The 11,664-nt window shown below is 59.4% G+C and carries 12 protein-coding genes; 6 read left to right on the forward strand and 6 right to left on the reverse strand.

Annotation, left to right across the window (positions count from 1 at the left end):
• Positions 1 to 124 precede the first annotated feature (124 nt).
• On the forward strand, positions 125 to 2,380 hold the full coding sequence (gene parC / locus PH547_RS09780; RefSeq protein ID WP_104822608.1) for a DNA topoisomerase IV subunit A: 2,256 nt from the start codon (positions 125 to 127) through the stop codon (positions 2,378 to 2,380).
• 95 nt (positions 2,381 to 2,475) lie between these two features.
• Here parC and PH547_RS09785 read toward each other — a convergent pair whose 3' ends face one another.
• From PH547_RS09785 to hemB, 6 genes are all read right to left on the reverse strand, one after another.
• The gene (locus tag PH547_RS09785; protein ID WP_104822609.1) at positions 2,476 to 2,865 is read right to left on the reverse strand and encodes a type II toxin-antitoxin system death-on-curing family toxin; all 390 of its coding nucleotides are present in this window, start codon (positions 2,863 to 2,865) and stop codon (positions 2,476 to 2,478) included.
• Complete coding sequence (locus PH547_RS09790; protein WP_104822610.1) at positions 2,865 to 3,086, reverse strand: AbrB/MazE/SpoVT family DNA-binding domain-containing protein; 222 nt, start codon at positions 3,084 to 3,086, stop codon at positions 2,865 to 2,867. Before PH547_RS09790 ends, PH547_RS09785 begins: the two co-directional genes overlap by 1 nt.
• Positions 3,087 to 3,148: 62 nt before the next feature.
• On the reverse strand, positions 3,149 to 4,030 hold the full coding sequence (locus PH547_RS09795; protein WP_104822611.1) for a DMT family transporter: 882 nt from the start codon (positions 4,028 to 4,030) through the stop codon (positions 3,149 to 3,151).
• Positions 4,031 to 4,807: an arginyltransferase gene (locus PH547_RS09800; protein WP_104822612.1), complete on the reverse strand. Its 777-nt coding sequence runs from the start codon at positions 4,805 to 4,807 to the stop codon at positions 4,031 to 4,033.
• 186 nt (positions 4,808 to 4,993) lie between these two features.
• Positions 4,994 to 5,452, reverse strand: a complete 459-nt coding sequence (locus PH547_RS09805; protein WP_104822613.1) for an RDD family protein — start codon at positions 5,450 to 5,452, stop codon at positions 4,994 to 4,996.
• A gap of 175 nt (positions 5,453 to 5,627) precedes the next feature.
• A complete protein-coding gene (hemB, locus tag PH547_RS09810; RefSeq protein WP_104822614.1) occupies positions 5,628 to 6,641 on the reverse strand; it encodes a porphobilinogen synthase in 1,014 nt (337 codons plus the stop codon).
• Between the two features lie 145 nt (positions 6,642 to 6,786).
• On the opposite strand from hemB, the gene PH547_RS09815 reads away from it, so the two are divergent.
• The 5 genes from PH547_RS09815 (at position 6,787) to nrdR (ending at position 11,662) form a co-directional block, all read left to right on the forward strand.
• Positions 6,787 to 7,224, forward strand: a complete 438-nt coding sequence (locus PH547_RS09815; RefSeq protein WP_104822615.1) for a DUF6163 family protein — start codon at positions 6,787 to 6,789, stop codon at positions 7,222 to 7,224.
• 131 nt (positions 7,225 to 7,355) lie between these two features.
• Complete coding sequence (gene ldtR, locus PH547_RS09820; RefSeq protein WP_028753315.1) at positions 7,356 to 7,871, forward strand: transcriptional regulator LdtR; 516 nt, start codon at positions 7,356 to 7,358, stop codon at positions 7,869 to 7,871.
• Between the two features lie 518 nt (positions 7,872 to 8,389).
• A complete protein-coding gene (locus tag PH547_RS09825) occupies positions 8,390 to 9,700 on the forward strand; it encodes a L,D-transpeptidase family protein (protein WP_285168157.1) in 1,311 nt (436 codons plus the stop codon).
• A 177-nt stretch (positions 9,701 to 9,877) separates the two neighbouring features.
• Positions 9,878 to 11,176, forward strand: coding sequence for a serine hydroxymethyltransferase (gene glyA / locus PH547_RS09830; RefSeq protein WP_104822617.1), 1,299 nt, complete (start codon positions 9,878 to 9,880; stop codon positions 11,174 to 11,176).
• A 9-nt stretch (positions 11,177 to 11,185) separates the two neighbouring features.
• Positions 11,186 to 11,662: a transcriptional regulator NrdR gene (nrdR, locus tag PH547_RS09835; RefSeq protein ID WP_028753312.1), complete on the forward strand. Its 477-nt coding sequence runs from the start codon at positions 11,186 to 11,188 to the stop codon at positions 11,660 to 11,662.
• The last annotated feature ends 2 nt before the right edge of the window (positions 11,663 to 11,664 follow it).

Here is an 11,664-nt window from a genome sequence, read left to right on the forward strand (position 1 = left end):
GGCAAATATATGCACGAGAATTATGTCTGACCTTACGTCAGATCGTGCTTGAACTGAGACTTCATCCACAAATGCTTTCCACTGATTTCTTGCCGGGAATCGGCTTCTCGGGTAGTCAAGGGCCATGGGACAAAATCTTTTACCGCCCGGTGGCGGCGACGACGACAGCATCCTTCCGGTCGATCTCAAGGCGGCGCTCGAAGAGCGCTACCTGGCCTATGCCTTGTCGACGATCATGCATCGCGCTCTGCCGGATGTTCGCGACGGCCTGAAGCCAGTCCATCGCCGTATCGTTTATGCGATGAGCGAGATGGGCCTGCGTCCCAACGCCGCCTTCCGCAAATGCGCCAAGATCGTCGGCGAAGTGATGGGTAACTATCACCCGCATGGCGACCAGTCGATCTATGACGCATTGGCCCGCCTGGCCCAGGATTTCTCGCAACGCTACACGCTGGTCAACGGCCAGGGCAATTTCGGCAATATCGACGGCGATAGCCCCGCCGCGATGCGCTACACCGAATCCAAGATGACGGCAGTCTCGGAACTGCTGCTCGAAGGCATCGACCAGGATGCCGTGGATTTCCGTGACACCTACGACGAGTCGAATTCAGAGCCGGTCGTCCTACCCGGTGCTTTCCCGAACCTGCTCGCCAACGGCTCCTCGGGCATCGCTGTCGGCATGGCGACCTCGATCCCGCCGCACAATGCCCACGAACTCTGTGACGCGGCGCTGCATCTGATCCGTGATCGCGACGCGACCGTCGAAAAGCTGGTGGAGTTCATCCCCGGCCCGGATTTCCCGACCGGCGGCATCATCATCGACGATCGCGACAGCATCATCGAAAGCTACAGGACCGGCCGCGGCGGCTTCCGCGTCCGTGCCAAGTGGGAAACGGAAGATCTCGGCCGCGGCGGCTATCAGATCGTCATTACCGAAATCCCGTTCCAGGTGCAGAAATCGCGGTTGATCGAAAAGATCGCCGAGCTGCTTCTGGCGCGGAAACTGCCGCTGCTTGAGGACGTGCGCGATGAATCCGCCGAGGACATCCGCGTCGTCCTGACGCCGAAGAGCCGCACCGTCGACCCGATGATCCTGATGGAATCGATGTTCAAGCTGACGGAGCTGGAAAGCCGCTTTCCGCTGAACATGAACGTTCTCTCCATGGGCCGCATCCCGAAGGTCATGGCGCTGAACGATGTGCTGAAGGAATGGCTGGATCATCGGCGTGAAGTGTTGTTGCGCCGTTCGCGCTTCCGGCTCGCGGCCATCGAAAAACGCCTGGAAATCCTCGGCGGCTTCCTGATCGCCTACCTCAACATCGATGAGGTCATTGCCATCATCCGCGAGGAGGATGAGCCGAAACCCGTGATGATGGAGCGGTTCGGCCTAACGGACAATCAGGTCGAAGCGATCCTCAACATGCGGCTGCGCTCTCTGCGCAAGCTCGAAGAATTCGAGATCCGCAAGGAATTCGACGGCCTGACCAAGGAGAAGGCCGATATCGAGGCCTTGCTCGCCTCCGACGACAAGCAGTGGCAGACAGTCGCCTGGGAAATTGGCGAGGTGAAGAAGAAATTTGCGAAAGCGACCGAGATCGGCCGCCGCCGCACGCAGTTCGCCGAAGCGCCTGAGGCCGACGACGCTGCTATCCAGCAGGCGATGATCGAGAAGGAACCGATCACAGTCGTCGTTTCAGAAAAGGGCTGGATTCGCGCGCTGAAGGGCCACATCTCCGATACATCGACGCTCACCTTCAAAGAGGGCGACGGGCTGAAGGTGGCATTCCCGGCGCAGACGACCGACAAGATCCTGATCGTCACGACCGGCGGCAAGGCCTATACGCTTGGCGGCGACAAGCTGCCCGGCGGCCGTGGTCACGGCGAGCCGCTGCGCATCATGGTCGACATGGAAAACGACCAGGACGTGCTGACCGCCTTCGTCCACGATCCGCAGCGCAAGCAACTGGTCGTCTCGACCGCCGGCAACGGCTTTATCGTGCCGGAAGTGGAACTGGTCGCCAATACCCGCAAGGGCAAGCAGATCATGAACCTGACGACGCCGGATGAGACGAAACTGCTCGTGCCGATCTCGGGCGATCACGCCGCTGTCGTCGGCGAGAACCGCAAGATGGTGGTGTTTCCGCTGTCCCAGATCCCGGAAATGTCGCGCGGCAAAGGCGTGCGCCTGCAACGCTACAAGGACGGCGGCGTCGGCGATATCAAGTGCTTCGCCATAGCCGATGGCCTGACCTGGGAAGACAGCGCCGGCCGCACCTTCACCAAGACCAGGGACGAACTGACAGAATGGCTTGCCGAACGCGCCTCGGCCGGGCGCACGGTGCCGAAAGGCTTCCCGAGAAGCGGCAAGTTTTCGGGGTGAGGAGCGGTCGGCGTAACCGACGAAACGCCCGGTGGGGCGTTTCGAGGGACGAACGCCCTGAGCTTGAGCGAAGGGGTGGGGCAGAACATGAGCCATCAGCCCGCATAGGGAATGCAGACGTCTCTGAAGAAACGGATAGCGCTTTCTTCATCAATTTCACCGGCGGCTATGGCAAGAACAAAGCTGTAGAGATTAGCGTCCGTTGTCTGGATCTCGTAACCATTGTCCATGAGAAAGATCGCAGCCGCCACGATGGCGATACGCTTGTTGCCATCAACGAATGCATGGTTTTTCTCCAAGCCAAACAGATAGGCTGCTGCAAGTTCGATAACATCGTCGCTGCCGTACTGAGCTTTGTTGATAGGACGCGCCAATGCGGATTCGAGGGCACCTTCGTCCCTTAACCCGTACGAGCCTCCAAATCGTTTGATTTGTATCTTGTGCAACTGTTCGACGAGCGTTCGCGTCAGGAAAATAATAGGCATTATTCTGCCAATTTTTTCAGCGCCACTTTGTATTGATCCATGAAACGCTGCGCATGTTCCATTTGACGCGCAAAATCTGCGTCCGTAGGCTGCAGGCGCAGTTCGCCATCTTGCATGCTGAGTTCCAGCGTGTCGCCGGCTTCAAGACCCATACGATCAAGAATTTCTCTAGGAATAATCACCCCTTCGGAATTGCCAATCTTGCGGATCACGACGTTCATGGTGTCTGCTCCCTATGTAATAACGTTGTTATAACATAGGGCCATCGCGGTCGCAACGCGGCTCACCCCGCCGCCATCACTCTCGCTCTCACCCGTGCCTGCCACAACGAATGCGCCGCAAGCGCCACGATCAGCACCAGCCCACCCGCAAGCGTCATGTCGCTTGGCGCTTCGGCAAAGATCAGCCAGACCCAGATCGGCGCCAGGATCGTTTCCAGCAGATAGAACATCGCCACCTCCGGTGCCGAGAGAAAGCGTGTGCCGGTAGCAAGGCACCAGAAGGAGAGGGGCATCAGAACTGCGCCGTCGAGCAGGATCCAGCCGGGATGATCGATGGCGATGCCCGAAGGCATGACATGATAGAGTCCGACTGCGGCAGGGACGATGGCGGACAAGAGAGAGGCGAAGCCCATATCCCTTCGCGAGGCGCGGCCGATGGTAATGGCGCAGGCGATGAAGAAAGACGCTAGAACCGACAGTGCGTCACCGAGGAAATGGCCGCCCTCCATGCCGTCCCACACGATCAGGCCGACGCCGAAGATCATCGCGATCATGGCGACGATGGTGGAAAGAGCGGGGCGTTCCCTTAGGAAAATCCAGGAAAAGAGCGCAGCGAACATCGGGTTGAGAGCGATGATGAACACCACATTCGCCGCCGTCGTATAGTAGATGGCGAGGAGAAAGGTGATGGTCGTCAGGCCGTAGAAAAGGCCGACGGGAAGCCCGATCCAGCCCGGCAGCGTGGTGCGCAACGATCCTGTAACGCGGCGGATGACGATCAGAGCGGCAAGCGCAACGATGATCGTCGCAATGCTGCGCACCGACAGGACGGACCAGACGTCGCCGCTCGAAAGCCGGATCAGCGGAATGTCCATCGACAACGCAAGGCCGCCGATCGTGGTCAGCAGCAAGCCTTTTCGGTGATCTGAGAGATGGGAGACCATTCAGCGAGGGGGATCTTGGCAGGCGTCGGCGGGATTGAAGCGCTCCCAACCGCGCGGCGTCAGATGTTCCTGCGGCTGAAACCGCGTCTTGTAGTCCATCTTGCGGGAGCCCTTGACCCAATAGCCGAGATAGACATGCGGCAGCCCGAGCGCCTTGGTCCGCTTGATATGATCGAGGATCATGAAGGTGCCGAGCGAGCGTTGGTCGAGATCGGGATTGAAATAGGAATAGACCATCGACAGCCCGTCGCTCATCACGTCGGTCAATGCTGCCGCCAGCAGCTCGCCTTTGGGCCGCTGCTCCAGCCCGGAGCCTTCCTCGCGCCGACGATATTCGATGATGCGGGTGTTGACGTGGGTGTCTTCGACCATGATCGCGTAGTCGAGCACTGTCATGTCGGACATGCCGCCCTGCTGATGACGATAATCGAGATAGCGGCGGAAGAGGGAATATTGCTCGCTGGACGGCTGCGCCGGGAATTCGGTGGCGATGATATCGCTATTCGACGACAGGACGCGCTTCATCGACCGGCTGGGTTCGAATTCTTGAGCGAGAATGCGAACGGAAATACAGGCGCGGCAGGATTCGCAAGCGGGGCGGTAGGCGATGTTCTGTGAGCGACGAAAGCCGCCCTGGGTCAGAATGTCGTTCATCTCCGCCGCGCGCGGTCCGACGAGATGGGTGAAGACCTTGCGCTCCATCTCCCGCGGCAGGTACGGGCAGGCAGCCGGTGCCGTCAGATAAAACTGCGGGGATGGCGTCGACTGCGTGTTCATCTGCCGTTGATTAACCTTCCGTTCGGCATTCGACTCCTCACAAGCATGGCCCAAGTTTAGAAAACGTCAACTATGTCCTTTGTCCAAGGCCATAGTTTCCCAGCTTCTTCAGAAGCAAGCGGGCTTTCTTATGATGATGGGGACAACCAAACCGTTGGGTATGAGGTTGAGTGGAATAACCTTGGTTTACGCCGTTCGGACGATGACCGTGCCGAGCAGGAGATCATGCACTAGGCGGCTGCGTTCGATGAATAGGCCTGCAAGCAGGATGAGGGGTGTCAGCACGGAGTTCAGGATCCAGAACAGCGCCAAGTGTACGATCGCGGTGAGAAAATCCATCGGCCGGCCATCGATCCGCACCATGGCGATGCCCATGGCGCGCATACCGAGCGAGGCCTGATGCGGTCCGCCGAGCGTCCAGCCGAAATAGAGACCCGCGACGATGAGGAAGAGGGCAGGATAGAGCACGAAGCCCAGCCCAAGCGTCAGGATGGAGACAAAAAACAATACCACCGCTGCCGGGATGCAAAGCAAGCCGACGATGACATAGTCGAGAATGAAGGCGAAGATGCGCCGGCTCAGCACACCACTATAGGCGCGCCAGTCGTCCGGTGCTGCATAAAGCGGGGTTGGATTGAGGCTCATTGTCTTTCTCCTTCGCGCATAACCCTTTCTATCGCTCCGATGAAAAGGCTTATGCGCAGCCTAAAGATCCCACTGCATTCCTTGCGCGTTCGATAGGGTGCGCAGGCAGCAGGGAAACATTTGCCGAACATATGGTGTGAGGTCCGGCAAATGCAATAAGCTTTGTGGCCGGGAATTACCTCTTTGCCAGCAGTCTTGCCACTTCCGGTGCGAAATAAGTGAGAATGCCGTCACAGCCCGCCCGCTTGAAGGCAAGCAGCGTTTCCAGCATCACCCTTTCGCCATCGATCCAGCCACTGGCTGCGGCAGCCTTGACCATCGAATATTCGCCGGAGACCTGGTAGGCGAAGGTCGGCAGGCCGAAAGCCTCTTTCAGCCGCCAACAGATGTCGAGATAGGGCAGGCCGGGCTTGACCATCAGCATGTCTGCGCCCTCTTCGACGTCGAGCGCGGCATCGCGCACCGCCTCTGTGCCGTTGGCCGGATCGATATAATAGGTTTTCTTATCGCCCTTCAGCAGGCCGCCCGTCGAGATCGCCTCGCGATAGGGGCCGTAGAATGCGGAGCTGAACTTGGTGGCATAGCTCATGATGCCGACGCTCTGGTGACCGGCGGCGTCGAGCGCGCGGCGGATGAAACCGATGCGCCCGTCCATCATTTCCGATGGCGCAATGATATCAGCGCCGGCATCGGCCTGATAGACGGCGGCGCGCGCCACCTGCTCGACAGTCTCGTCATTGACGATTTCGTTGCCGCGCAAAATGCCATCATGGCCGTGGCTGGTGAAGGGGTCGAGGGCGACATCGGTGATGACGCCGATATTCGGCACGGCTTTCTTGATGGCGGCGGTGGCGAGATTGATGAGGTTGTTTTTTTCCAGGCTGTTCGAGCCGGTCTCGTCGCGCAGCTCCATTTCGATGTTCGGAAAGGTGGCGAGCGCGGGAATGCCGAGATCGGCTGCTTCCTTTGCCGCTTCTACGGCCTTGTCGACCGTCAGCCTGAAGACGCCGGGCATGGCGGGGATCGGTTCGGCGATGCCGCTGCCGGGGATGAGGAAGATCGGCCAGATCAGGTCGTCGACGGTCAGGCGGTTTTCCTGCACCAGGCGGCGCGTCCAGTCGGCCTTGCGGTTGCGCCGCATGCGCCGGTGCCCGGTGATCTCGTCAACAAGATGCGTCTTGTCCTGCATGGTGCCGCCATCCTTTTTAGTCTATCTATGGCCTCAATTGGTGAGCAGCGTACCTATCACGCTGTCCCCCGGAAACAAAACCCGGCGAAAGGCCGCAGCTATTATAGCACTGGCGAGCCTTTGGCCTTCTACTTATTGTCTGCGCATGGAACCCGATTCTCCGACCATACCCAAGAATACGCTGACCGACATTCTGTTCGTATTGTTCCTGCGGCTGATTGCGATCGCCTGTTTCTGGCTTGGCCTGCAATATTGGTCGATGCTGGTCGGCTATTCGCTGGACGGCCAGGCGCGTTTCGATCTCCTCAACCTGCCCTGGAAGGTGGCGGGCGCCGGGCTGGCCGTCGTCTTCCCGGTCGCCGCCCTCGGCCTATGGCTGACGGTCTCCTGGGGACCGGTTATCTGGGTGCTGGCGGCTGGCAGTCAGGCGCTGATGTATGGCCTCTGGCCACAGATTTTCGGCTCCAATCCGTTGATCGTCATCCTGCATGCAGGCGTCGCCGTGCTCTACTGTATTTTCCGTGTTTTGCTCTGGCTGGAGAAGCGCCGACGCGAACAGCAGGTAATGGTTGATTTACCCTGAGACACCAAGACTTCCTGGTAAGGTGCTGTTAAGCCTGCAGTTTAAGTAGAATTTTATGTGTATTCGATAGGGTCTCACTCAAGGCGGGAAGAAAACGACACCGCCAAACAAAACAGTGAGGCCAAGTCATGATGAACACGAAAATCAAGCCGCAGGCAGTTGCGAATGCTCGGGACCAGCAGATCGAAGATATCCGTGGTCTGTATATGGAATCGCTCCACCTGGTAGAGCGTCTCCACCGCCGTCTCCTCGATGTTATCAAGGACGAATTCGACCGCCAAGGCCGCGACGACGTCAATGCCGTCCAGGCGCTGCTCCTCTTCAACATCGGCAATTCCGAGCTGACCGCCGGCGAGCTGCGCTCCCGCGGTTTCTACCTCGGCTCCAACGTTTCCTATAACGTCAAGAAGCTGGTCGACCTCGGCTTCATCAACCATCAGCGCTCGCGCATCGACCGCCGCTCGGTCCGCATCAGCCTGACGGAAACCGGCCAGGACATCGCCGAAACCGTCGCCAAGCTCTACGAGCGCCACATCGCCTCCATCGACAAGGTCGGCGGCATCGGCACGGACGAGTTCACCCAGATGAACAAGCTCCTGCAGCGCCTCGACCGCTTCTGGAACGATCAGATTTTGTATCGCCTGTAAGTCACCGCGGCGGAGTTGCCGCGGAACCTCCAGCAAACAGACCGGATACGTTCCCTGCGTGTCCGGCTGTGCTCGTTCCGAGCAAAAGATCCCACATCGGCTGTGCGCTTTTTGCCACGCCCCCGCCGCGACGTTGCGATGCACACCATGTATGCTGCATCTGCGCCATTGACGCCGGATTAGCACGCGCTATGAACCACAATCATTTAGTGGTATTTTAGCAACGCAAAATGGAGTTTCTTCCGCTACGGCAGGCGAACGCAAGTTTCATGCCGGGCGACACGAATTGGCCATATTGCTATGACAGCGGAAACGAACGGCAAACGGCGCTTTTCAAGTCTTGATCTTCATGCCTTAGCGCTTTGGGCTCGCAATATTGTGATGGTCCGGAGCGAAGTTTTAGTGTGCGCTAAGGCAACGGATTGACACAGAGCTGCGTTACTTGGCGCGAGCTGCAGTGATTTACTGCTTTCTCTCTTGGCTGCGGATAATTGGGTCGCAGCGTCGAACGGTGGGATATGTCGAAGAAAACCGGAATTGAACCCTTCTCGCGCCGCTCCTTCCTGCGGTCTGCGGCAACTTTTGGCGTGGCCGCTTTGGCAGCCCCGGCTTTCGCACAGGACCAGACGCCTCTCGATGCGCTGATCAACAACCGCGCCCGCGGCAACTGGGACGATCAGTTTGATGCGAAGGCTGCCGCGCGCACTGCCGCAGCGGTTGTTTCCAACACGCCGATCCTCGGGCCTGATTCCGTACCGAACATCCAGCAGGCGATCGCCCAGTATCAGAGCATCGCTGCCAATGGCGGCTGGCCGCAGATCAATCCTGGCGAGCAGCAGCTTCAGCTCGGCGTCACCGACGGTTCCGTACAGGCGCTCCGCCAGCGCCTGATGGTCACCGGCGACCTGCCGAAGGAAGCCGGCATGTCCTCGGCGTTCGATTCCTACGTCGATGGCGCCGTCAAGCGCTTCCAGGCCCGCCATGGCCTGCCGCCGGATGGCGTGATCGGCGAATTCACGCTGAAGGCGATGAACATCCCCGCCGAAGTCCGCCTGCAGCAATTGAACACCAACCTCGTTCGCCTGCAGACGTTCCCGTCCGACCTCGGTCGACGTCACGTCATGGTCAACGTTCCGGCGACCTATATCGAAGCCGTTGAGGACGGTCAGGTGGCGCTGCGTCACGAGGCGATCGTCGGCCGCATCTCACGCCCGACGCACCTCATCAATTCCAAGATCTACGAGGTCATTCTCAACCCGTACTGGACGGCGCCGCGCTCGATCGTCGTCAAGGACATCGTGCCGCTGATGCGCAAGGATCCGACCTACCTGACGAAGAACAATATCCGCCTGCTCGACGGCAAGGGCCAGGAAGTTGCGCCTGAGACGATCGACTGGAATTCGGACAAGGCGCCGGACCTGATGTTCCGCCAGGATCCGGGCAAGAACAACGCCATGGCGTCTACGAAGATCAACTTCCACAACCCCAACAACGAATATATGCACGACACCCCCGAACAGGGCCTGTTCAACAAGCTGATGCGCTTCGACAGCTCGGGCTGCGTGCGCGTGCAGAACGTGCGCGACCTGACGAACTGGCTGCTTGCCGAAACGCCGGGCTGGCCGCGCCAGCATATCGAGCAGGTCATTTCGACCCGCGTCAACACGCCGATCACATTGGCGACGGAAGTGCCGGTCTATTTCGTCTATATCTCCGCATGGGGCGCTGGCAACGGCATCGTTCAGTTCCGCGACGATATCTATCAGCTCGACGGCAATTCCCAGCTAGCGCTGGATACGACACAGGGCATGGAGCAGCCGGTTCAATAATCCGGCGCCATAGCGACGACAGTCTCAGAAAGCCGCGTCCTCGGATGCGGCTTTTTTCTTTGCTGGGGACCTCCATCGTAGAATGCTCAGCAAATGTCGCTGATCGTATTGCTCTCGGGCTACCCTGACGCTAATACCGTCTCCATTGCCGTTCCGGCCTGTTCAGGAGCTTCCACGATGACCAATGCTTCCACCGAACCTTTCTTCAATCGCTCGCTCGCCGATACCGATCCGGAAATCTTTGGCGCGATCGGCAAGGAGTTGGGTCGTCAGCGGCACGAAATCGAATTGATCGCCTCGGAAAACATCGTCTCGCGCGCCGTATTGGAAGCGCAGGGCTCGATCATGACGAATAAGTACGCTGAAGGTTACCCGGGCAAGCGCTACTATGGCGGCTGCCAGTTCGTCGATATCGCCGAAGAGCTCGCCATTGAGCGCGCCAAGAAGCTGTTCGGCGTCAACTTCGCCAACGTTCAGCCGAATTCTGGTTCCCAGATGAACCAGGCCGTCTTCCTCGCGCTGCTGCAGCCGGGCGACACCTTCATGGGCCTCGACCTCAATTCGGGCGGTCACCTGACGCATGGTTCGCCGGTCAACATGTCCGGCAAGTGGTTCAACGTCGTTTCCTACGGCGTGCGCGAAGGCGACAACCTTCTCGACATGGATGAAGTGCAGCGCAAGGCCGAGCAGCACAAGCCGAAGCTGATCATCGCCGGCGGCACCGCCTATTCCCGCATCTGGGACTGGAAGCGCTTCCGCGAGATCGCCGATAGCGTTGGTGCTTACCTGATGGTCGACATGGCCCATATTGCCGGCCTCGTTGCCGGCGGCCAGCATCCGTCGCCGTTCCCGCATTGCCACGTTGCAACGACCACGACCCACAAGTCTCTGCGCGGCCCGCGCGGCGGCATGATCCTCACCAATGAAGAGGATCTGGCGAAGAAGTTCAACTCGGCCGTTTTCCCCGGTCTCCAGGGTGGCCCGCTGATGCACGTCATCGCCGCTAAGGCCGTGGCGCTCGGCGAAGCACTGCAGCCGGAGTTCAAGGACTATACGGCGCAGATCGTCAAGAACGCCAAGGCTCTTGCCGAAACGCTGATTTCCGGCGGTGTCGACGTCGTTTCCGGCGGCACGGACAACCACCTGATGCTGGTCGACCTGCGCAAGAAGAACGCCACCGGCAAGCGCGCCGAAGCTGCCCTCGGCCGCGCTTACGTGACCTGCAACAAGAACGGCATCCCCTTCGACCCGGAAAAGCCTTTCGTCACCTCTGGGGTCCGCCTCGGCACGCCGGCCGGCACGACGCGCGGCTTCAAGGAAGCTGAGTTCCGCGAAATCGGCAATCTCATCATCGAAGTGCTCGATGGCCTGAAGGTCGCCAACTCCGATGAAGGCAATGCCGCCGTCGAGGCCGCAGTGCGCGAGAAGGTGGTCAACCTCACCGGCCGCTTCCCCATGTACGGCTACATGGGCTAAGGAGAGCGCATGCGCTGCCCTTATTGCGGTTCGGAAGATACGCAGGTCAAGGATTCGCGTCCGGCGGAGGACAATACGTCCATCCGCCGGCGGCGTATTTGTCCGGATTGCGGCGGCCGCTTCACCACCTTCGAGCGTGTGCAACTGCGCGAGCTGATGGTCATCAAGAAGACCGGCCGCAAGGTGCCTTTTGACCGGGATAAGCTGGTGCGGTCCTTCGAAATCGCACTGCGCAAACGCCCGGTCGACCGCGATCGCATTGAGCGTGCCGTCTCCGGTATCGTCCGCCGCCTGGAAAGCTCCGGCGAGACGGAAATCAGTTCGGAGCAGATCGGCCTGCAGGTGCTTGAAGCCTTGAAGAGCCTCGATGATGTCGCCTTCGTGCGCTATGCTTCCGTTTATCGTGATTTCTCGCATGCGGAGGATTTCGAGCAGGTGATCACCGAGATCAACGCCAAGATCGCCCGCGATCCGCTGGATCCCTGACC

The organism is Rhizobium cerradonense (assembly GCF_030182455.1).
GTDB lineage: Bacteria > Pseudomonadota > Alphaproteobacteria > Rhizobiales > Rhizobiaceae > Rhizobium.